19 protein-coding genes and 1 riboswitch are annotated in these 22,266 nt (G+C 61.3%); of the genes, 8 read left to right on the top strand and 11 right to left on the bottom strand.

Features of this window, described 5'->3' with window-relative positions:
- Nucleotides 1-19: 19 nt before the first annotated feature.
- The gene (locus FFM81_RS09530; protein ID WP_138384216.1) at nt 20-1,459 is read right to left on the bottom strand and encodes an FAD-binding oxidoreductase; all 1,440 of its coding nucleotides are present in this window, start codon (nt 1,457-1,459) and stop codon (nt 20-22) included.
- A gap of 249 nt (nt 1,460-1,708) precedes the next feature.
- Here FFM81_RS09530 and FFM81_RS09525 point away from each other — a divergent pair, with 249 nt between their 5' ends.
- Nucleotides 1,709-4,021 carry an NADP-dependent malic enzyme gene (locus FFM81_RS09525; protein WP_025416311.1) on the top strand — a complete coding sequence of 771 codons (2,313 nt, stop codon included), beginning with the start codon at nt 1,709-1,711 and terminating at the stop codon, nt 4,019-4,021.
- A gap of 15 nt (nt 4,022-4,036) precedes the next feature.
- On the opposite strand, the gene FFM81_RS09520 is transcribed toward FFM81_RS09525, so the two are convergent.
- Entirely contained in the window at nt 4,037-4,570 is a 534-nt protein-coding gene (locus tag FFM81_RS09520) for a ribonuclease H family protein (protein WP_138384215.1), read from the bottom strand.
- Between the two features lie 149 nt (nt 4,571-4,719).
- Here FFM81_RS09520 and FFM81_RS09515 point away from each other — a divergent pair, with 149 nt between their 5' ends.
- Entirely contained in the window at nt 4,720-5,817 is a 1,098-nt protein-coding gene (locus FFM81_RS09515; RefSeq protein WP_138384214.1) for a DUF2865 domain-containing protein, read from the top strand.
- A gap of 30 nt (nt 5,818-5,847) precedes the next feature.
- Here FFM81_RS09515 and bluB read toward each other — a convergent pair whose 3' ends face one another.
- The gene (bluB, locus tag FFM81_RS09510; RefSeq protein WP_097532698.1) at nt 5,848-6,537 is read right to left on the bottom strand and encodes a 5,6-dimethylbenzimidazole synthase; all 690 of its coding nucleotides are present in this window, start codon (nt 6,535-6,537) and stop codon (nt 5,848-5,850) included.
- A gap of 42 nt (nt 6,538-6,579) precedes the next feature.
- Nucleotides 6,580-6,766, bottom strand: a riboswitch (cobalamin riboswitch).
- A gap of 203 nt (nt 6,767-6,969) precedes the next feature.
- On the opposite strand from bluB, the gene FFM81_RS09505 reads away from it, so the two are divergent.
- The 4 genes from FFM81_RS09505 (at nt 6,970) to FFM81_RS09490 (ending at nt 12,512) form a co-directional block, all read left to right on the top strand.
- Entirely contained in the window at nt 6,970-8,376 is a 1,407-nt protein-coding gene (locus FFM81_RS09505) for an MFS transporter (RefSeq protein ID WP_138384385.1), read from the top strand.
- A 237-nt stretch (nt 8,377-8,613) separates the two neighbouring features.
- Nucleotides 8,614-10,491: a methyl-accepting chemotaxis protein gene (locus tag FFM81_RS09500; RefSeq protein ID WP_138384213.1), complete on the top strand. Its 1,878-nt coding sequence runs from the start codon at nt 8,614-8,616 to the stop codon at nt 10,489-10,491.
- Nucleotides 10,492-10,551: 60 nt separating this feature from the next.
- Entirely contained in the window at nt 10,552-11,133 is a 582-nt protein-coding gene (locus tag FFM81_RS09495) for a cache domain-containing protein (protein WP_003569057.1), read from the top strand.
- Nucleotides 11,134-11,444: 311 nt separating this feature from the next.
- Nucleotides 11,445-12,512, top strand: coding sequence for a 3-deoxy-7-phosphoheptulonate synthase (locus tag FFM81_RS09490; protein WP_138384212.1), 1,068 nt, complete (start codon nt 11,445-11,447; stop codon nt 12,510-12,512).
- 49 nt (nt 12,513-12,561) lie between these two features.
- Here FFM81_RS09490 and FFM81_RS09485 read toward each other — a convergent pair whose 3' ends face one another.
- From FFM81_RS09485 to FFM81_RS09465, 5 genes are all read right to left on the bottom strand, one after another.
- Nucleotides 12,562-12,711, bottom strand: coding sequence for a hypothetical protein (locus tag FFM81_RS09485; RefSeq protein ID WP_342635245.1), 150 nt, complete (start codon nt 12,709-12,711; stop codon nt 12,562-12,564).
- A gap of 167 nt (nt 12,712-12,878) precedes the next feature.
- The gene (locus tag FFM81_RS09480) at nt 12,879-13,280 is read right to left on the bottom strand and encodes a hypothetical protein (RefSeq protein WP_138384211.1); all 402 of its coding nucleotides are present in this window, start codon (nt 13,278-13,280) and stop codon (nt 12,879-12,881) included.
- Between the two features lie 62 nt (nt 13,281-13,342).
- On the bottom strand, nt 13,343-13,822 hold the full coding sequence (locus FFM81_RS09475; RefSeq protein WP_003569063.1) for a hypothetical protein: 480 nt from the start codon (nt 13,820-13,822) through the stop codon (nt 13,343-13,345).
- 203 nt (nt 13,823-14,025) lie between these two features.
- A complete protein-coding gene (locus FFM81_RS09470) occupies nt 14,026-14,856 on the bottom strand; it encodes a TolB family protein (protein WP_003569065.1) in 831 nt (276 codons plus the stop codon).
- Between the two features lie 25 nt (nt 14,857-14,881).
- Nucleotides 14,882-16,561: an NAD+ synthase gene (locus FFM81_RS09465; protein WP_003569066.1), complete on the bottom strand. Its 1,680-nt coding sequence runs from the start codon at nt 16,559-16,561 to the stop codon at nt 14,882-14,884.
- A 190-nt stretch (nt 16,562-16,751) separates the two neighbouring features.
- Here FFM81_RS09465 and FFM81_RS09460 point away from each other — a divergent pair, with 190 nt between their 5' ends.
- The gene (locus FFM81_RS09460) at nt 16,752-17,282 is read left to right on the top strand and encodes a DUF1003 domain-containing protein (RefSeq protein ID WP_003569068.1); all 531 of its coding nucleotides are present in this window, start codon (nt 16,752-16,754) and stop codon (nt 17,280-17,282) included.
- Nucleotides 17,283-17,297: 15 nt separating this feature from the next.
- Here the strand turns inward: FFM81_RS09460 and FFM81_RS09455 are convergent, their stop codons facing one another.
- Both FFM81_RS09455 and FFM81_RS09450 read right to left on the bottom strand, forming a co-directional pair.
- Complete coding sequence (locus FFM81_RS09455) at nt 17,298-17,945, bottom strand: VOC family protein (protein ID WP_025416320.1); 648 nt, start codon at nt 17,943-17,945, stop codon at nt 17,298-17,300.
- 107 nt (nt 17,946-18,052) lie between these two features.
- Nucleotides 18,053-18,451 carry a GFA family protein gene (locus FFM81_RS09450; protein ID WP_003569069.1) on the bottom strand — a complete coding sequence of 133 codons (399 nt, stop codon included), beginning with the start codon at nt 18,449-18,451 and terminating at the stop codon, nt 18,053-18,055.
- A 285-nt stretch (nt 18,452-18,736) separates the two neighbouring features.
- On the opposite strand from FFM81_RS09450, the gene FFM81_RS09445 reads away from it, so the two are divergent.
- Entirely contained in the window at nt 18,737-20,575 is a 1,839-nt protein-coding gene (locus FFM81_RS09445; RefSeq protein WP_003569071.1) for an ABC transporter ATP-binding protein, read from the top strand.
- A gap of 72 nt (nt 20,576-20,647) precedes the next feature.
- On the opposite strand, the gene FFM81_RS09440 is transcribed toward FFM81_RS09445, so the two are convergent.
- Complete coding sequence (locus FFM81_RS09440; protein ID WP_003569072.1) at nt 20,648-22,021, bottom strand: class II 3-deoxy-7-phosphoheptulonate synthase; 1,374 nt, start codon at nt 22,019-22,021, stop codon at nt 20,648-20,650.
- Between the last annotated feature and the right edge of the window lie 245 nt (nt 22,022-22,266).

Here is a 22,266-nt window from a genome sequence, read left to right as displayed (position 1 = left end):
ACTCGGAAAGCTCCGACCCTCAGGCAGCCCGCACCGCCGCCATCGGCTTCACATTCTGGTTCATGCGAAACAGGTTGTTCGGATCGTAGTGCCGCTTGATTTCGGCAAGCCGGGCGTAATTGGCGCCGTAAGCCATTTCAACCCGATCGGCCTCATCCTCAGGCATGAAGTTGATGTAGGCGGTGCCGACTGCATGCGGCTTGGTTGCCTCGAACAGCTCACGCGCCCAGCCGGTGCAGCCTGCATCCATCCCCGCCTCCCGCCAGCGCGCATGCACATTCATGACGAAATGCGAGCTGCGCTGCGGAAATGCGGTGGCTTCGGTGGGAATGCGGCCGGCCGCACCACCGACATGGCCGACGAATATTTCGCACTCCGGCCCCGGCAGCTTGCGCACGGCGTCGACCAGCACCTCGATCGCCGCATCTGAAAGCGAGGCGAAATCCTGGCTCTTCCAGTAGTTGCGCGCACCTGGCGTCAGCAACGGATCGAATGCCTGCTGCCAGCCGGTGAACGGCACCGGGCCGACGACATCGGCGATCGGTTTTCCGATTGCCCGCAATCTTTCCGTCGCCTTTTCCCCCGCCGCGATGTCTCCGCAATAGCACATGGCGAGCACCACGATTTCCTTGCCGTGCCATTCGGCCGGCAGGAAGGGCAGCGGCGGCGCCTGGCGCATCACCACCCAGCAGGTCAGTTCATCGGGTGCCGCTTCGAGCGCCTGCCGATATTCCCTCAACACCTTTTCCGCATCGGCAAAAGGATGCACCACCAGCCCGGCGAGGACCTCGGTATTGAGCGGGTTGAGCTGAAACTCGAAGGAGGTGACGACGCCGAAATTGCCGCCGCCGCCGCGCAAGGCCCAAAAGAGGTCCGGCCTTTCCGTCTCGCTCGCCTTGACCAGCTCGCCATCGGCCGTCACCACATCGACCGAGACCAGATTGTCGATCGTCAGCCCGAATTTGCGGGTCAGCCAGCCGAAGCCGCCGCCGAGCGTCAGACCGGCGATGCCGGTGGTGGAATTGATGCCGGTCGGCAGCACCAGCCCGAAGGCCAGCGTTTCCTGGTCGACATCGGCAAGCGTTGCGCCTGGCTCGATCCTGGCGCGACGTATCTCCGGGTCGACCCGCACCGATTTCATCGCCGACAGGTCGATGACGACGCCGCCCTCGCAGACAGCGTTGCCGGCAATGCCGTGCCCACCGCCACGCACCGAAACGAGCAGATTATTGTCGCGTGCAAACCGCACGGCGCGCACGACATCGGCAGCGCCGGCGCAACGCGCGATCAGCCCGGGCCGCCGGTCGATCATCGCATTCCAGATCGCCCTAGCCTCGTTGTAATCCATATCCTTGCTGGTCAGGAGATTGCCGCGAAATCCGGCGGCAAACGCATCGATGGCCACGTCATTGACCATCGTCTGCCCCTTTTGCAGGGTCGTCAGGTTCAAATTGTCCATGATTTCCTCCATGCGACCGGCGCCCCGCACCGTCGCGGCCGCATCTTGCGCTTGCAGCGGCCGTCAAACAAGTTTTCCAAAGGGATTAGCTAGCCGCGGCGCACGCGGCGATTCGTACGCTGGTCAAGCCGGGGTATCCCACGAATGCCCACCTCACGAAAACTTCTCCCAGCCCTCATTTCCATACTGTCGCCCGTATCCGATTGATGTATGGAGGGAACTCCCAAAAAGACGTGCACGGAGGCGGCAATGGATCACCAGGAAAAATCCAAAACGGACAAGAACCTGACGAGCGGCGATCTCGACGAGCAGGCGCTGTTCTTCCACCGCTATCCGCGCCCCGGCAAGCTGGAGATCCAGGCGACCAAGCCGCTCGGCAACCAGCGCGACCTCGCACTTGCCTATTCCCCCGGCGTCGCCGCCCCCTGCCTTGCCATCCGCGACAATCCGGAAATGGCGGCCGAATATACCTCGCGCGCCAATCTCGTTGCCGTCATCTCCAACGGCACCGCCGTGCTCGGTCTCGGCAATATTGGTCCGCTGGCCTCCAAACCGGTCATGGAGGGCAAGGCCGTGCTTTTCAAGAAATTCGCCGGCATCGACGTCTTCGATATCGAAATCGACGCGGCAAGCGTCGACCAGATGGTCTCGACCGTCTCCTCGCTGGAGCCGACCTTCGGCGGCATCAACCTCGAGGACATCAAGGCGCCGGAATGTTTCGAGGTGGAGCGGCGCCTGCGCGAAAAGATGAAGATCCCTGTTTTCCACGACGACCAGCACGGCACGGCGATCATCGTCGCCGCCGCCATCCTCAACGGGCTGGAACTCGCCGGCAAGGCGATCGAAAACGTCAAGATCGTCGCCTCCGGCGCCGGGGCCGCCGCCCTTGCCTGCCTGAACCTGCTGGTCATTCTCGGAGCAAAACGCGAAAACATCTGGGTCCACGATCTCGAAGGCCTCGTCTATGAGGGCCGCACCGAGCTGATGGACGAATGGAAATCCGTCTATGCCCAGAAGAGCGACACGCGCACGCTGGCCGAAAATATCGGCGGCGCCGACGTCTTCCTCGGCCTGTCGGCCGCCGGCGTGCTGAAGCCGGAGCTGCTGGCGCAGATGGCCGACAAGCCGCTGATCATGGCGCTCGCCAATCCGACGCCGGAGATCATGCCGGACCTTGCCCGCGCCGCCCGTCCCGACGCGATGATCTGCACCGGCCGTTCGGATTTCGCCAACCAGGTCAACAACGTCCTCTGCTTCCCCTATATCTTCCGCGGCGCGCTCGATTGCGGCGCCGAGACGATCAATGAGGAAATGAAGATGGCCGCCGTGCGCGCCATCGCCGCCCTGGCCCGCGAAGAACCGTCCGATGTCGCCGCCCGCGCCTATTCCGGCGAGACCCCGGTCTTCGGCCCGGATTACCTGATCCCCTCGCCCTTCGATCCCCGCCTCATCCTGCGCATTGCGCCTGCGGTCGCCAAGGCTGCCGAACAGAGCGGCGTGGCGCGCCGGCCGATCCAGGATTTCGACGCCTATCTCGATCAGCTGAACCGCTTCGTCTTCCGCTCCGGCTTCGTCATGAAGCCGATCTTCGCCGCGGCAAAGGCCGCAGAGCGCAAGCGTGTCATCTTCTCCGAAGGGGAGGACGAACGTGTGCTGCGCGCCGCCCAGGTGCTGCTCGAAGAAGGCCTCGCCGAACCGATCCTGATCGGCCGCCCGCAGGTCATCGAGACGCGCCTGAAGCGCTACGGCCTGCGCATCCGGCCGCTGCAGGATTTCGAAGTTATCAATCCGGAAGACGATCCGCGCTTCCGCGAATATGTCGATCTCTATTTCTCCCTCGTCGGCCGCCGCGGTGTCATCCCGGAAGCCGCGCGCACCATCGTGCGTACCAATACCACCGTCATCGGCGCGCTGGCGCTCAGGCGCGGCGAGGCCGATGCGCTGATCTGCGGCCTGGAAGGCCGCTACGAAAAGCATCTGCGCGACGTCCGCCAGATCATCGGCAAACGCAAGGATGTCCGCGATTTCTCCGCCCTCAGCCTGATGATCTCGCAGCGCGGCGCCACCTTCTTCACCGACACCTACGTCACCTTCAATCCGAGCGCTGAGGAAGTTGCCGAGTCGACGGTGCTGGCGGCCGAGGAAATCCGCCGCTTCGGCATCACCCCGCGTGCTGCGCTCGTCTCGCATTCCAATTTCGGCTCGCGCGAATCCGAAAGCGCCACGAAGATGCGCAACGCCCTGCAGCTGGTGCGCGACACCGCGCCCGATCTCGAGGTCGATGGGGAAATGCATGGCGAAAGCGCTATCACCGAAGCGCTGCGCAAACGTGTCATGCCGGATACGACGCTGCACGATGAAGCAAATCTGCTGGTCTTCCCGAACCTCGACGCCGCCAACATCACGCTTGGTGTGGTGAAGTCGATGACCGACGGCCTGCATGTCGGCCCGATCCTGCTCGGCACCGCCCTGCCCGCCCACATCCTCGCGCCCTCGGTCACCTCCCGCGGTGTCGTCAACATGGCGGCGCTGGCCGTCGTCGAGGCGTCGCAGCCGGCATAGCCGGCTGCGAACATATCAGCCACCCGGGATCGACAAGCGCCCATTGTCCGCGAGCACATCCGCGCGTTCGTTGCCGATAATTCCCGAATGGCCCTTGCACCAGGCAATGCTCACCAGGGCGTTCCGGGATAGCTGAAGATCGACCGCTTTCCAGAGTTCCGCATTGTCGATCGTTCGCCTTCGCCCATTCCCGTTCGGGCCGCTTTTCTTCCAGTCGTTGTTCTTCCAGATATGTCGCCGGCTGTTGCAGCCTTTGACGGCATAGATGGAATCCGACCAGATGACCGCGGCTTCGCCAGTTGTTTGGCTATTGATCCACATGGCTGCCTTGAGAACGGCGGTCAATTCCATCGCATTATTGCTGGAATCTTCAACGCCACCGTAATCGGCGGCAATTTCCACCGCATCGCGATAAGCGATAAACGACCATCCTCCATGCCCGGAACCGGGCTCGTAACAACCGTCCGCGAAGACGTGAAGGCCGTGTTGGGAGCCCGGTGCGCCTGATGCCGGTGCGGAGGATCGGATCTCGTCGGGAATGCCTGTCATTTTCACCGGGTCTCGGGCGATTACTGGATAAGGTCGCGAAAATACGCTAGGATTTCATCTGAGCTTATTAAGAGAAACACGTTAAGGGAAAACGCGCGGCCGGTTGAAGTCGCCAGTGACCATCGACACTTTCTCATCCGGAACGAGCCGTGAAACGCCGAAACCTGTCTCTTGCGCTTCTTCTTGCCATCGCGGCGCCCGCCGCCGCGCAGACCAGCGTCATCTGCGAGGATCTGCGCGGCCGCCTCGCCGACCTGCCGCGATCGATCGGCAACGGCAACGGCCCGGAAGCCCGCCAATATGCCAGCGCCATGGCCGAGCAGAACCTTGAACTGCGCAAGGTTCGCAACGACCTGCGCAGCTACGGCTGCACCTCCGGCAGCATGGTGGTGATCGGCGGCGAAAGTGCCGATTATTGCGACGAGCTCTCGCAGGCCGAAGCCCGGATGATCGACAATATCCGTTATCTCCAGGACCGCCGCGCCGAGCTGCGCGCCCAGGGCGGCGGTGATGACGGCGCCCGCCGCGAGTTGATTGCCGCGCTCGACCGCAACGGCTGCAACAGCGAAAACTTCTATGCGCCCGACGAGCGTCGCGCCAACGACCCCGCTCCGAGCGTCGAGGAACAGGCAATGCGCTCCGATACCTTCATCCCGCTCGGCGGCGGTGGAGAGGTCGACCCGCGTTACGGCCTGCCGCGGGCCGACATGATGTCGCCTGTCAGCACCATGTGCGTGCGCAGCTGCGACGGTGGTTTCTTTCCGATCAGCTCGAACGCCACCTCGGTCGATTTCGGCCGCGACGCCGAGACCTGCGCCAAGATGTGCCCCGGCATCGAGACGGAACTCTTCTATCGCGACGTGACGAGTACCGAGGCCTCGAACATGATCTCGGTTGCAACCGGCACGCCCTACAGCGCCATGAAGAACGCCTTTGCCTACAAGAACCGCACACCTGGCGAAAAGACCTCCTGCGCCTGCAATCTCACCGCCTATTACGACGAGATGCGCGGCAAGCAGGCGGTGAGCCAACCGCCGCAGCAGGGCTCGATCACCACCATCCACACCAATCCGCCGGCGAAGGATGCCGCTGCGGCCGCCGCGCCGCAGCCATCGGTTCCGGAACGTCCCTACGACCCCACGAAGAGCAAGGTCCGCCAGGTCGGCCCGCAGTTCCTCGCCGGCGATCAGGGCTCGATCGACCTCGCCAATCCGGCAACGCCGGGACCGCAGCCGCAACAGCAGTGATTGGCCGAGCCGCGTTCGAAGCGACGCCGTTCAGCGCTCGCTGCGCCCCCAGCCATCATGAAACACCAGCTCCTCGAGCGGCAGCCGCTGCCGCCAGCCTTTGACGGAGAGTTCCGGCTGGTCATAGAGCCGATCGACAAAACCGGCGCAGAGCCAGGCGACCACCTCGATATGCTCGGGTATGCCGAGAATGCTCTTCAGGTCGCCTTCCCGAAAGATGCTAACCCAGCCGATGCCGATCCCCTCAGTGCGGGCCGCTAGCCAGAGATTCTGGATCGCGCAGACTGTGGAATAGCTGTCCATCCTCGGATTATGAGTGCGCCCCAGCACCACGCTGCCGCTGCGGGTGGGATCGCAGGTCACGCATATGCCGAGCGGCGCCTCGACGATGCCTTCGAGCTTGAGCGAGCGATAGGCCTGCCGCCGCTCGCCCTCGAACATTAATGCCGCCTCCTCGTTGGCCTTGGCAAAAGCGTCCCGGATGCGCGCTCGCACAGTTGGACTTTTCACCAGAATGAAATTCCACGGCTGCATGAAGCCGACGGAGGGCGCATGATGGGCGGCCGTCAGCAGCCGCGCCACGACATCGTCGGGCAACGGGTCGGGCAGGAACTGGCTGCGCACGTCGCGCCGCGTCATGATCGCGTGATAAACGGCTTGGCGTTCAGCCAAGGAAAAACCGGACGCCACTGACAGGGCATCCTCATCAAAGGGTCGCATCGTCAAATCCCCAACAACGCAACCGCCCGCCGTCCGCGCGGGTTGGGTCTATCTTGCCAGGCCGGTCTTCTGACTTGGCGTCATCCGTCTGCCGCAGCCTTCCCGGCAAGAGCCAGTGGCGTAATGTTGCGGCAAGCGTCGGCCTTACAGCGTTGGGCACGTTCCGGCCTTGCACCGGATTCCCGATTCTCCCGCTTTGACGGCGGGCACCTGACGGCGCATCTATTTCAGGAAACGGGTGCTGCGGCAAGGCCGCTCCGATGGCGCAGTCGAAAGCGAAGCGCAATAATGAGCTCACCCCGCCCCGCGTCGGTTTGAAGCAGCTCGCCAAACCCCTTCATCGATCGTTTCTATGGCCTTATCATCGCCGACGGCGTATGGACGATGCAGTCCCTCGCAGCACCCCGGTTGCCCGTGTCCCGCCTGACGCCCATGATCCTTGCGGTCGCCCTGTTCATGGAACAGATGGATTCGACCGTGATCGCCACTAGCCTGCCGGCCATCGCCGCCGATATCGGCACCTCGCCGATCGCGCTGAAGCTTGCCGTCACCAGCTATCTCGTGGCGCTGGCGATCTTCATCCCGATCAGCGGCTGGATGTCCGATCGTTTCGGCGCGCGCAACATCTTCCGCCTGGCAATCTCAGTCTTCATGATCGGCTCGGTCGCCTGCGCCTTTTCCAATTCGATCGCCGCTTTCGTCGTCTCGCGGCTGATCCAGGGCGCCGGCGGCTCGATGATGACGCCGGTCAGCCGCCTGCTGCTGGTTCGGGGAACGCCGCGCCACGAACTCGTTGATGCCATGGCCTGGCTTACCATTCCCGCCCTGATCGGCCCGATCATGGGGCCGCCGATCGGCGGTTTTCTGACCACCTATCTCACCTGGCACTGGATCTTCTGGATTAACGTCCCGATCGGCGTCGCCGGCATTATCCTCGTCACGCGTTTCCTGCCGGCGGTCGAGCCGCGCAGTCCGCGGCCGATGGATTTTCCCGGCTTCTTCCTTTGCGGCATCGGCTTTTCCGGCTTCGTCTTCGGCCTGTCGGTCATCAGCCTGCCGGCCGTGCCCATCATCTACGGTTATATCACCGTGGCGATCGGCATCCTTGCCGGGTCTATCTACCTTCTGCATGCCCGCCGCGCGCCCCATCCGCTTCTCGATCCGAAAATGTTCCGCTACCCGCTGTTCCGGGCGGCTATCCTCGGCGCCTCCAATTTCCGCATGGGCCTCGGCGCTCTGCCCTTTCTGATGCCGCTGATGCTGCAGCTCGGTTTCGGCCTGACGCCGTTGCAATCGGGCTCGGTCACCTTCGTCAGCGCGCTCGGCTCGATGGGGTCGAAATTCGCCGCTTCGCGCACCTTCAATGCCTTCGGCTTCCGAACCGTCATATCGATCACCACCTTGCTGGCGGCAATCTTCCTCGGCATCAACGGGCTCTTCACCGTTGCAACGCCGCTGCCGCTGATCATGGCCTGCCTGCTGATCGGCGGCCTGTTCCGCTCCATGGCCTTTTCCGGCGTCAACGCCATGGCCTTCGGCGATGTCGACGATGCCGACAGCAGCCAGGCGACCGCGATCAACGCTGTTGCCCAGCGTATCTCCATGGCGATGGGTGTGGCGATTGCCGGCAGCATCCTGGAAATTTCGAGCAGTCTCCACGGCGGCAGGCTGCTGGTTTCGGATTTCCACATCGCCTTTTTCAGCGTCTCTGCCATTTCGGCGCTGGCCTGCATCACCTTCCTGCGCCTGCCGCGCGATGCCGGCGCGGAGCTGACGACGCGCCGCCGCAAGCATCGCGGGATCGAGCCCGACGGGGCCATGGCGGAAAACAGCCCCTAATTTCGCAAGAAAAGCAGCTCTCGGCGATCAAGGCCGGCCGAAACGCCGGTCCGCGCCGGTATCCCATTCTACTTTATGATTTATTCACACATCAAAGACACACTGCGTCTGCGCGTTTTGGGTCGCAAGGGGGACATGGGCATGAGTGCTCATGCTGCGACTGCCGGCGTGGATGCCCGTGTTGATAGGCTGGTCGAGAACATATCCGACTGAGCTGCGTTTCGAGGCCCCCGCGGCATGTTCCAACTTTTGAAAACGATGCCTCTGACAGCCAAGCTGGCGGCGATTATCGTGGCCGTCAACCTTTGCGGCATCTCCGCTTTTGCAACCTACACCTGGATGTACGAAACCAGGGCGTTGATCGATGGCGCCAAGGCGAACTGGTCCAAGGATGCGGAGCAGTTTGCGTCCCTGGCTGCCGGCGGCGTAAAATGGGGCAAGGCGAACGCCGTTCGCGAGGCCTATTCGCTCTACCGCGACGATCCCTCGCTCGACCTGGTGCAGTTTGCTGCCTTCAACGCGGAACCTGCCGCCGTCGACACGTGGACGCGCGACGGCATTGACGGTCTGCCCGCACCGGCCGATCTGGCGAAACGCCTCAGCACCAAGCCCGAAAAAACGACGATCGATGACAGCGGAATATCTGCCGGCGTGGTCACGATCATCGCGCCGCTTCCGCTGGATAAGTCTGGCAAGGCCACCGGCTACGTCGTCACCAACTGGTCGATCGAAAAAATCGCTGCCGAAGTCAAGCAGAAGGTCCTGATTTCGCTGCTGACGCAGTTCGCGATTACCGCCATGGCGGTTGTCGCCTTTCTTCTCGCCATGCGCAGCCTCGTCGGCCGCCCCCTCAGAATTCTCAGTGAAAGAATCAGCGCGTTGCAGAAGGGCGATCTGGCCTCTCCCGTCACCTACCGGGAAAATGGCGACGAGATCGGCTTCCTCGCACGTGCCTTGGAAGTTTTCCGCAATGAGGCGATTGCCAAGGTCGAAAGAGAGCAAGCAGCGGCCGAACAGAGCGCCTCGTTCGACGCCGAACGGGCGCGCAACACCTTGTTGACGGAAGAGGCCAGCAACGCTCAGCGGCTGGTCATGACAGCGCTAGCAAATGAATTGGAAAAACTCGCCGCCGGCGATTTCTCGATACAGCTCGCCGATCTCGGCCCAGAATTCGATAAATTGCGGCAGGATTTCAATAATATGGTTCATGCGGTCGCAGCCGCGCTGACGGAAATCAAGACTGCCTCCGTCGCGGTTGAAGGCGGCTCGAGCGAGCTGGCATCCTCCGCCGATCAGCTCGCCAGGCGGACTGAGCAACAGGCCGCCGCCCTGGAACAGACCGCCGCGGCCCTTGATGAGGTAACGACGACGGTCAGAACCTCGTCGCAGCGGGCCGAAGATACCGGCAAGCTGGTCGAGGAAACCAAGCGCAGCGCCCATGTCTCGGCAACGGTGGTACGCGATGCGATCGGAGCGATGGATAGGATCCAGACCTCATCGAGCCAGATCGGCCGCATTATCGGCGTCATCGACGAAATCGCTTTCCAGACGAACCTGCTGGCACTGAATGCCGGTGTCGAGGCCGCCCGTGCCGGCGAAGCCGGCAAGGGTTTTGCCGTCGTCGCACAGGAAGTGCGGGAACTCGCCCAGCGCTCCGCCAATGCGGCAAAGGAAATCAAGAACCTGATCAACGTCTCCGGCCAGGAAGTGGCAGCCGGCGTCGGGCTGGTGAACGAGACCGGCGATGCCCTCTTGAAGATCGAGGAGCAGATCAACCGCATCAGCGACAGCATCGCGTCGATTGTCCACTCCTATCGCGAACAGGCGACGGGTCTGCAGGAAATCAACGGTGCGATCAATCAGATGGATCAGGCCACACAGCAGAACGCAGCCATGGTCGAAGAGACTAACGCGGCCTGCCAGGAACTGCGCACGCAGGGACGCCTTCTGCAGGACTCGGCCGGCAGGTTCACCGTTGCCGTCTCTGCCGCCAGCCAGCCCAGATCCGCTCAACCGAGCATTCGTCAACCCCGTCCGGAACAGAGGAACTTTTCGCAGCGCCATGCGGGTAACGCCGCCGTCGCCGCCGCTCCCGGCGCCTGGGAAGAGTTCTGACGCCGACCTCGTTCGCTAAGCTTTAATCCTCAACACCCCAAAATCGGGAAGGGAACAGTTATGAAGAAAGTTGTGACCGCATTTCTTTTGGCCTGCACCGCAGTCGCCGTGCCTATGGGCGTATCCATGGCGCAGGATGCCAAGCTTGCCCCGATCTCCGACTACGTGACGAGCGACGTAAAACCCTGGCTGAACGACCCTGCTATCATCGAGGCCATTAAGGCGCAGAACGCCGCAAACGCCAATCTCAGCCAGGCCGATATCGACACCCTCGACAAGAAGTGGCGCGCCGAAGTCGATGGCTCCGACCATTCGATGATCGACGGCGTTCTCGGCAATGCGCTGTCGAAGTTCCTTCAGGAAAAGAAGGCTGCTTCCAACGGCAAGATTTCGGAAATCTTCGTCATGGACGCCAAGGGCCTGAACGTCGGTCAAAGCGATCCGACTTCCGACTACTGGCAGGGTGACGAGGGCAAGTTCCAGAAGTCCTTCGGTGCCGGCAAGGACGCCGTCTTCGTCGACGAGATCGAAAAGGATGAATCGACCCAGACGCTGCAGTCGCAGGCAAGCGTCACGATATCCGATGACAAGGGAACGCCGATCGGCGCCATCACCGTCGGTGTGAACGTCGACGCTCTCTGATTCAGATTCTCAGTTCATATCGCCCGGAAGCAGCGCGCTTTTGGGCGATATGCTTTCTGCCTCCCCGCCTGAGCGATTGGCGGTCCCGCAGAAGCCGCCGCAAATTCTGCGTGACATCAGGCGGCCGTGACGTTACATACGCGTCATGTCGATCACTTCAAACTACGCCTCGCGATTTTATGCGTACCGCTGCTCTCAGCGGATGCGGGTCCATGCGTAACTGAATTCTGCGCGACGACAACCCGAACAGCCGCTAGTCTACCTGGCGGCTTTTTTTGTTCCGCACGGTATGACCAAACAGGAGCCATACCGTGTCCGATACCATTGATGATCTGCGAATCCTCGAGATCACCCCGCTGACCAAACCTGCCGATATCCTTGCGGAAATCCACCGCGACGCCGTGGTCACCGAAACCGTGACCAGCAATCGTGATGCAATCCACAAGATCCTCCAGGGCGAAGACGATCGCCTGGTTGTCGTCATTGGCCCTTGCTCCATCCATGACCCGATTGCCGCCCGGGAATATGCCGAGCGGCTCAAGCAGCAGCGACAGCGCCTCTCCGACGACCTCGAAATCGTCATGCGCGTCTATTTCGAAAAGCCCCGCACCACCGTCGGCTGGAAGGGCCTGATGAACGATCCGCATCTCGACGGCAGCTACCGCATCGAGGAAGGGCTGCGCATCGCCCGGCGCCTGCTGCTCGACATCAATGCCATGGGCCTGCCGGCCGGCGTCGAATTCCTCGACACGATCACACCGCAATATATTGCTGATCTCGTCAGCTGGGGCGCAATCGGCGCCCGCACGACCGAAAGCCAGATCCATCGCCAGCTCGCCTCCGGCCTCTCCTGCCCGATCGGCTTCAAGAACGGCACCGATGGTAGCGCCCGCGTCGCACTCGATGCAATCCTGGCCGCATCGCAGCCGCACCATTTCCCCGCCGTCACCAAGGACGGACAAGCGGCGATCGCCTCGACGACAGGCAACGAGGACTGCCACATCATTCTGCGCGGCGGCAAGCAGCCGAACTATAAAGCGGCCGATGTCGAAGCTGTGGTCGGCGAAGCCGTCAAACTCGGTGTAGCCCCGCGTATCCTGATCGACGCCAGCCATGCCAACAGCAGCAAGGACCCGATGAACCAGCCGCGCGTCGTCAGATCCGTGGCCGCGCAGGTCGCCGCCGGAAACCACCACATCAAGGGCATGATGATCGAGAGCAACCTCGTCGCCGGCCGCCAGGATTTGATTCCCGGCAAGCCGCTGGTCTACGGCCAGTCGATCACCGACGGCTGCATCGACTGGGACATGTCGGTCGATGCGCTCGAGGATCTGGCCAAAGCCGTCCGCGACCGCCGCAAGGCTGCTGTTGCGGCCTGAGTGGCACTATCAAGCGCGGCGGGCAGATATCCCGCCGCCCATTCACAGGTCAATCTTCGTCCAAAAGACGCAGGCCCTCATCGGTCCAGAAGCCGCCCCATGGTTCCGGTTTGACCAGACCATAGGAAGCCAGCACTTCGACCGCGCCTTCGCCGGCACCCATGGACTTGTGAACCAGCCCGTCTCGACCATCATCCATATACTGAACACACATGGAGGCCAGAGCCTTAAGGATCGCTCGTTCTTCAGGTATTATTGAAATTAAGCTTCCTGCTCGGTAAAAACTTGAGACGGTGATTGTTAAAGTACAATTTCGCCACCCACCACCCCGTCATTAATGTTGGCTCGATCGCCGGTGAGGGCTTTTCACGACGTGCGCCTGTGCAGGCACTTAGAGGCGACGACCGTATTATAAGCGGTCACGGTTCGGATAGAGTCGAGATATTCATTCTCGTCATAAACGACGTCACTTAAAAACAGGAGCACAATCTTGTCCTGTGACTGGAGCATAAGCTCCTCTTCCGGCGAAAGCGGCAGGTCATCGAAAAAGCTCATGGCATTGTGATTCCTGAAGTACGTCTCGTTACCACAAGCATATCTCATATCGTGCTGAATATAGAATTTGGCGATGGGAACCGCCATCTGATTTAAAGCTTGAGACTCTTGGTATTGTCCGAACGACCGGAGGTACTCCACCGGAAACGCGGCAAAGAGTAAAATGGGGCAGCAGATTATGATGGCTAATGTCCCGAACAATACGGTGCGCACGATCGAGCGACTTCCTTTAAACTCATTGGCGGGACCTATCTAGGCCCATTAGTTGATGGGCATCAAGGCCGGCGCCGCTGTAAAAAGTCAAGCTCATCCGGGAATTTTGAGTAGTTACAATTGTTCAATGAAAAGAAGGACACGTCGCTGTTTATTTTGTTGGCCGAAAGTTCCCACTCAAAGGTGTCATGGCCACCCATCCCAGTTGTCAAAGCCATTATGCTTAGCTCAAACATCCTTTCCGGAGGAGGATAAGGGGCACCATACAATATCGCCTCCTTATCGGTGAAGGTGCCCTTGATGACCCTCTTGATCTCTAGGTCGACCCGGATCATCCGTTTCGGAAAATCTCTAGGGAGCAACAGACCGGACTCTCCGATGGAGAGCGATTTCACGCGTGCCTCGACCACGACCTTGGCATTCGCCAGCGTATTTCCGCGACAGGCAGGCGTTGCGGCTGCCATACTTGGGAAGCAAAGCATCAGTACAAGAACTATCTGCATACGGAGTCGCATAGCTGAAATTACAGGCATATTCGGCATCGATTTCCCCATCGTATGGCCAATGCCTATTTCAGAAAGGTTGCATGAGGCTTTGTTGTGATGCCTACCACCACCCCATCCTAAATTGATGTGTAAAACTGTGCGCTCTATATTGGCCGGCAAGCAGTTTAGCGCCTGTGTCGTGCGGCAGGAGAAACTTGTCACCCCACCGCGCCATCATCAAATGGCAGTGCGCGCCGCTCTCAAGATCTCACCGGGAAATACCTGACATAGGCAAACTCGTCACCATCTGGTGACCAGCAGGGCACGTTGATCGTGCCCTGCCCGCCGAAAAGCTCGAACAGCGTCTTCAGATTGCCGCCGTCCATATCCATCAGCCGCAGCCGCACGTCGAGGTCGCGCGGATGGTCGAACACCGAGGGGTCGTAGGACAGGATCAGCACCTTGTCATTCCTGGGCGACGGATGGGCGAACCAGTTGCCCTGATTGTCCGAGGTTACCTGTTCCAGCCCGGTGCCATCGGGGTGAATGCGCCAGATCTGCATCAAACCGGTGCGGCTGGAATTGAAATAGATCCATTGCCCGTCGGCGGAATAATCCGGCCCGTCGTTGCGGCCCTCGCCATGCGTCAGCCGCGTCTCGGCGCCGCCGTCGACGGAGATCGTATAGATGTCGAAGAGATCGTCGCGGATGCCGCAATAGGCGAGCTGACGCCCATCCGGAGACCAGCCGTGCCAATAGGAGGGCTGGTTCTCGGTGATCAGCCGCGGCGTGCCGCCCTCGATCGGCAGGATATAGATCGTCGACTTACCGAATTCGGTCTTGTCGGAGATGACGATCTCGGTGCCGTCGGGCGAAATGCCGTGATCATTGTTGCAGTTGACGGCAAAGCCGGTATCGACCTGGGTGACTTCGCCGCCGTGAAGCGGCAGCCGGAAAAGCAGACCGTCGCCGTTCAAGAGCAGGTAGGAACCATCAGGCGAGAAGTTCGGCGCCTCCACCAGCTTGTCCGTCTGCCAGACTTCGCGCGCCCTGCCCGTCCTGACATTGTAGATCTCAACCGAGCTGCGCATGTTTCCTCCCTTGTATTCGATCGCGCTAGCGATCGCGGAACCGGTTGGTGATCGGATAGCGCCGGTCGCGGCCGAAATTCTTCTTGGTGATCTTTACCCCGGGCGCCGATTGCCGGCGCTTGTATTCGGCGAGATAGAGCAGGTGCTCGACGCGGTGAACGGTGGCGACGTCGTGGCCGCGCGCGACGATCTCATCGACCGCCATCTCCTTTTCGACAAGGCATTCGAGAATATCGTCGAGCACGGGATAGGGCGGCAGCGAATCCTGATCCTTCTGGTCGGGACGCAGTTCGGCCGATGGCGCCTTGTCGATGATATTTTTCGGGATCACCTCGCCCGACGGCCCGAGCGCACCCGGCGGCACATTCTCGTTGCGCCAGCGCGACAGTGCATAGACCTGCATCTTGTAGAGGTCCTTGATCGGATTGAAGCCGCCGTTCATGTCGCCATAGAGCGTGGCGTAGCCGACCGACATTTCCGATTTGTTGCCCGTCGTCACCACCATTGCGCCGAACTTGTTGGAGATCGCCATCAGGATGACGCCGCGCGCCCGGCTCTGCAGGTTCTCCTCGGTGACGCCGCTGTCCGTACCCTCGAAGAGGCTGGCGAGCGCGCTGCTGAACCCCGTCACCGGCTGTTCGATCGGCACGATGTCGTAACGGCAGCCGAGCGCTTTGGCGCAGTCGGCGGCGTCCTTCAGCGAATCCTCGGATGTATAGCGGTATGGCAGCATGACGGTGCGCACCCGCTCTTCGCCCAGCGCATCGACGGCGATGGCCGCGCAGATCGCCGAGTCGATGCCGCCGGAAAGGCCGAGCACCACCGTCTTGAAGCCGTTCTTGTTGACGTAATCGCGAAAGCCGAGCAGGCAGGCGCGGTAATCGGCCTCCTCGCCTTCCGGGATATGCGCCATCGGCCCTTCGGCGCAGTGCCAGCCGGCCTCGCCGCGCTTCCATGTGGTCACCGCCAACGCCGTCTCGAACTGGCTCATCTGGAAGGCAAGCGACTTGTCGGCGTTGAAGGCAAAGCTGGCGCCGTCGAAGACAAGCTCGTCCTGACCGCCGAGTTGAGCGGCATAGACCAGCGGCAGGCCGGTCTCGATCACCTGCTTCAGCACCACCTGATGACGGATATCGACCTTGCCGCGATAATAGGGAGAACCGTTCGGCGACAGCAGAATCTCGGCCCCGCTTTCGGCCAACGTCTCGCAGACGCCGAGATCGCCCCAGATATCCTCGCAGATCGGAATGCCGATGCGCACGCCGCGAAAATTCACCGGCCCCGGCATGGCGCCCTGGTTGAAGACGCGCTTCTCGTCGAATTCGCCATAGTTCGGCAAATCGATCTTGTCGCGCACCGCGATCACCTTGCCACCGTCGAGCACGGCGACGGAATTGAAGCGCCCGGTCTCGTCCTGGCGGGGAAAACCGATGAGAATGCCCGGCCCGCCATCGGCGGTGTCGGCGGCGAGAGCCTCGACCGCTTTCCAGCAGGCGCGGATGAAGGCCGGCTTCAGCACCAGGTCTTCAGGCGGATAACCGGAAATGAAAAGCTCGGTCAGAACGAGCAGATGCGCGCCCTCCCGGCCCGCGTCGGCGCGCGCTTCGCGTGCCTTGGCGAGATTGCCGGCGACATCGCCGACCGTTGGGTTGAGCTGCCCGATGGCAATGCGGAGGATATCGGAGAGAGCGTTTTCCTGTGTCATGTCATTTATTTAGCCTGCGCCTTCCGCAACGGCAACATGTTCGCCCCGAAAGCGGCGCTTCCCAGAGACGAAATTTTTATGAACGAATCGCACGGCGCGACGCGGCATCGATACGCATTGCAATTTGCCGGCAGAGCGGAATACTGGCCCCGAAAGCGATCCTAGCGATAACCGGCACCGGAAACAGGCAATGTCTAATCTTTCGAACTTCATGCACCATCATTTCGACAAGCCGGCCAACGAACTCGGCGATATCGAAAAGCGCGTGCTCGCAAGGGCGCACGAGCGCAAGGTCATCTCGACCGACGTCAACGCCGCTCTTTCCGCCGAGGCCTCGTTCGGCGAGCGTGTCGCCGACGGCATCGCCCGCGTCGGCGGTTCCTGGTCCTTCATCCTCGCCTTCCTGGCGTTCCTTGTCGTCTGGACACTGATTAACACCATCATCCTGGCGACCGGCGCTTTCGACCCCTATCCCTTTGTCTTCCTCAACCTGATCCTGTCGATGCTGGCCGCCATCCAGGCGCCGATCATTATGATGTCGCAGAACCGCCAGGCCGAACGTGACCGCTTCGAGGCCGCCAAGGATTACGAAGTCAATCTCAAGGCCGAACTCGAGGTACTCTCGCTCCACCAGAAGATCGACATGAGCGTGCTGACAGAGTTGACGGCGCTGCGCGAGGATGTCGCCCGCCTCAGCGCCGCGCTTTCCGCAAAGAGCTAGCCGCCCTCGCAAGGATCAATCACCCGGGCCTGCAAACAGGATAAGATTTCCATCCGGATCGAGCACGATAAAGTTTCTGGCGCCCCAGGGTTCTTTCCTCAAGGTTTGGTGAAACGGCACTCCAGCGGCCTGGAAATCCAGGAAGAGGCGCTTGATCTCGTCCGACGTATCGACGGCAACCGACGCTGAAAGCAGATGTTCGCGTTGCCTGATGTCGCCGACGAACACAGGCTCCCACACCTTCCGCAGGGCGATTTGCGCATTGTCGCGGATAACCTGCCCGTAAAAAGGCGGATCGCCGTAAAGGAAGTCGATCGTGAAGCCGAGTTGGCTGGTGAAGAATTGACACGACGCCTCGATGTCGGCAACGAAGAGCTGGGCCGATATCGAACGCAGAACGGGCTCAGGTGTGGATTGCTTTTTCGGATCTGCCATGACTGCGGCTCCTGTTTTGAGCGCCTGCCATCCCTCGAACCCCAACTGACGCGCGATTAGATCCTGCGCGTCCGCGAGCCTGAAGCTCGCTTCCAGCACTTCCTTGTCATCAAGATGCTGGAAGCGGGACAAGGCTGCTCTGATTTCGGCCGCCACCGGATAGTAGCCTTCACGATGCCACCGCAGATATTGCTTGGCCTGTTTTTTGAGGTTTTCGAGATTCGGCATGGGCGCAACTGTTAATACAGTGTAGGCGGGCATTGCCCTTTCGGCATTGGTCCGAAGCGCCCTACGCAGCACACCAAGTCTAGCCTCGGCGACCCACTATTGTCAATCTAAACGGGATACCTGTCATATTGCGGCAGCCCATCTGATATCTCGTAGAAATCGCCCTTGTCGGCGCAGTAAATATGGTGGCTGAAGACAAGACCGCTTGGTTCGTCGAAGGCGCCCGCCATCACGGAAATCTCGGGCGATTGATCGCCCTGCCAGAACAGCGCCGAGCCGCAATTCGAACAAAAGCCGCGCTGGGCTTCGGCGCTCGAGCGATACCAGCGGATCGCGCCGGCGTCCTCCACCGAGAGGGCTGCGCGCGGCACGTTGACTGCGGCGTAATAGAACCCGGTCTGCCTGCGGCATTGCGAACAATGGCAGCCGACGACGGGTCCGGGCTTTGACCCAATTGAAAATCGCACGGCGCTGCAAAGACAGCCGCCTGTATGCCGTTCGGTCATAATCGCTCTCCCATTTTATGAGTGAAAATTGCCGCCGATCGCGCTTGCCGTCAAATCCATTCCGCTCAACAAAATCATCAGAAATTTTGAAGGCCGCCGGTGATTTGGCTTGAGACACACTGTTGCCGGTCAACAACAGTCACCACCCTCCTCCCATCGCCGGTTGCATCAATCGCCATTGTGGGCGATAATCGTGATGCAATTCACACAACCCTAGGGAGACTGACATGAGAGCGACCCTGTCCAAACAGAAAGGAAACATCGCCCACAAGGACATTCTGCCTCATGAATATTCGGTTCGCCCGCGCGAGGAAAAGCTCGCGACGCCATAACCCCTTCCTGAAACTCTTCCCCGACCATTCGAACGCTGCCGACCGCGAGCGGCGCCGGTCGCGCATGCGAAAATTCCTCTCCTACTATCGCCCGCATCTGCCTTTGCTGCTGGCGGATCTGGTGTGCGCCATCCTCGTCGCCGGCACGGCGATCGCACTGCCACTCTGCGCCAATGTCGTCACCAGCCGGCTTCTCACGCTGCCTGACGCGCCACAAGCTTTCACACACATCCTTGCGATGGGCGGCGTGATGCTGGCTGTTCTGGCGGTCCAGATGGTCGCCATCTTCTTCGTAGACTATCGCGGCCACGTCATGGGCGCCCGCATCGAGGCGACGGTCCGGCAGGAGCTCTTCGAGCATTGCCAGAAGCTCTCCTTCAGCTTCTACGATCGCCAGCGCACCGGCCAGCTGATGAGCCGCATCACTAACGATAGCCTTTGGTTGGGCGAACTGTTTCACCACGGTCCAGAGGACCTTTTCATCGCCGTGCTGAAATATGGCGGCGCCATGCTGGTGCTATTCTTCATCGATCCGCCCTTGGCCGGCCTCATCCTGCTGCTGACGCCTGTCGCGGTGATCTATGCGCTCTATTTCAACCGGCGCATGAACCGCGCGCTCGAAGCCAGCAAGCACCAGATCGCCGCCGTCAACGAGCGCGTGGAGGATGCGCTCGCCGGCATCCGCGTCGTTCAGTCCTTCGCCAACGAGGCACTGGAAAGGCAGCGCTTCGCCGAGCAGAACCGGCGCTTCCTGCAAAGCCGCGCCGACGGCTACCGCAGCGAGGCGTGGTTTTCTGTCGGCACCGAAACTTTCGCCCAGCTCGTCACCATACTGGTGATCGTCGTCGGGGGCTTACGCATCCTGGCAGAGCATCTCACCGTCCCCGATATGCTGACCTTCCTGCTCTGCGTTGCCGTCCTTGTCGACCCCGTTCAGCGGCTCGCCAATTTCGTGCGTCTCTGGCAGGAAGGCTATACCGGTTTCATCCGGGCGATGGAAATCCTGGAGATCGACCCTGATATCACCGACCGGCCGGCCGCCCAGCCGATGCCGGCGCCCAAAGGCGAGATCAGCTTTACCGATGTCGCTTTCGGCTACGAGGCCGATGGTCCGCGGGTGCTGGAGCGGCTATCGCTCACAATCGCGCCGGGCGAGTTCGTTGCCCTGGTCGGTCCTTCCGGGGTCGGCAAGAGCACGCTGTGCGCGCTCATCCCACGCTTCTACGATGTCGAGGCCGGCGCAATCCGCATCGACGGCACCGATGTAAGAGATGTGACGCTGGCCTCGCTGCGGCGTCATGTCGGAGTGGTGCAGCAGGATGTCTATCTCTTTGCCGGCACCGTGGCGGAGAACCTGCGCTACGGCAGGCCCGACGCCAGCGATAGGGAGTTGGAAGCGGCCGCCCGCGCCGCCAATGCGCACGACTTCATCATGGCCCTGCCCCAGGGCTATGACACCGATATCGGCCAACGCGGCGTCAAGCTCTCCGGCGGCCAGCGCCAGCGCATCACCATCGCCCGCGCCTTCCTCAAGGATCCGGAGATCCTGATTTTCGACGAGGCGACCAGCGCACTCGACAATGAGAGCGAACGGGCGGTGCAACAGGCGCTGCTGAATCTCTCGAACGGGCGAACCACTTTGGTCATCGCCCATCGCCTGTCGACCGTCCGCCATGCCGACCGGATCCTGGTTCTGACGGCAGACGGCATCGTCGAACAGGGCACCCATGACCAGCTCATGGCGCATGACGGCGTCTATGCCAACCTGCACAGCGTCCAGGCGAGCATCTGACGGAATTGTCGACTCCGCAACAATAAAAAAACCCGGCTCGCGCCGGGTTTTTCGTCATCCGTTTCCGGTATCTCAGCCGTTGGCGACCATGCGCTTCTCGTCGCGACCGCCCTTCATGCGCTCGGCAAGCAGGAAGGCAAGTTCGAGCGCCTGGTCGGAGTTGAGGCGCGGGTCGCAATGGGTGTGGTAGCGGTCCTGCAGGTCGTCGGCGGTTACAGCGCGGGCGCCGCCGGTGCATTCCGTCACATCCTTGCCGGTCATCTCGACATGGATGCCGCCGGGATGCGTGCCTTCGGCGCGGTGGATTTGGAAGAAGCTTTCGACTTCCGACAGGATCCGTTCGAAGGGACGGGTCTTGTAGTTGTTGAGGGTGATCGTGTTGCCGTGCATCGGGTCGCAGGACCAGACGACCTTGCGGCCCTCGCGCTCGACGGCGCGGATGAGCCGCGGCAGGTTTTCGGCGACCTTCTCATGGCCGAAGCGGCAGATCAGCGTCAGGCGCCCGGCTTCGTTAGCCGGATTCAGAATGTCGATCAGCTGCAGCAGGTCGTCGGCCTGCAGCGACGGGCCGCATTTCAGGCCGATCGGGTTCTTGATGCCGCGGCAATATTCGATATGCGCATGGTCGGCCTGGCGTGTGCGGTCGCCGATCCAGATCATGTGGCCTGATGTGGCATACCAGTCGCCGGAGGTGGAATCGACGCGGGTCAGCGCCTCCTCGTAGCCGAGCAGCAGCGCCTCATGGCTTGTGAAGAAATCGGTTTCGCGCAGGCTCGGGTGGTTTTCCGAGGTGATGCCGATCGCCTTCATGAAATCCATAGTTTCGCTGATGCGGTCGGCAAGCTTGCGGTAGCGCTCGCCCTGCGGGCTGTCCTTGACGAAGCCGAGCATCCACTGATGGACGTTTTCGAGATTGGCGTAACCGCCCATCGCGAAGGCGCGCAGAAGGTTCAGCGTCGCAGCCGATTGGCGGTAGGCCATGGCCTGACGCTCCGGGTTCGGAATGCGCGACTCCTCGGTGAATTCGATGCCGTTGATAATGTCGCCGCGATAGGCCGGCAGCGTCACGTCACCCTGCTTCTCGACATTCGAGGAACGCGGCTTGGCGAACTGGCCGGCGATGCGGCCGACCTTGACGACCGGCAGCTGCGCGCCGAAGGTCAGCACGACGGCCATCTGCAGGAAGGCGCGGAAGAAGTCGCGAATATTGTCGGCGCCGTGCTCGGCGAAGCTCTCGGCGCAATCGCCGCCCTGCAGCAGGAAGCCATTGCCCTCTGCGACATTGGCGAGATGCTTCTTCAGGCGGCGCGCTTCACCGGCAAAGACGAGCGGCGGATAGCTGGCGAGCGTGGCCTCCGTTGCCGCCAAAGCGGCCTCATCCGGATATTCCGGAACCTGCAGGATGGGCTTTTGCCGCCAGCTGCTCGGGGTCCAATTCTCTGCCATCTCACTCACCTCATTCACATCCGTCCCTGGGATGCACCTATCCTTGATTGCGGCGGCTTATAGACCTTTAGATCGGGCTTGCAAAGGCCATTCGCCGCAAGCTCCATGCCGCGCCGCTGCCATCACCCGATGCTCGCACATAGGTAGCAAAAATCGCCGATTCCATCGTTAAACCGGCATATACCACGTCGATTTCCCTATATTTCAGAATTTAAATGTAAAACGGCAAGGAGTTTCAACATCGG

This window comes from Rhizobium hidalgonense (genome assembly GCF_005862185.2).
Classification (GTDB): domain Bacteria; phylum Pseudomonadota; class Alphaproteobacteria; order Rhizobiales; family Rhizobiaceae; genus Rhizobium; species Rhizobium hidalgonense.
The sequence above is the reverse complement of the archived record's forward strand: the minus strand, read 5'-3'. Positions and strand labels throughout refer to the sequence as shown.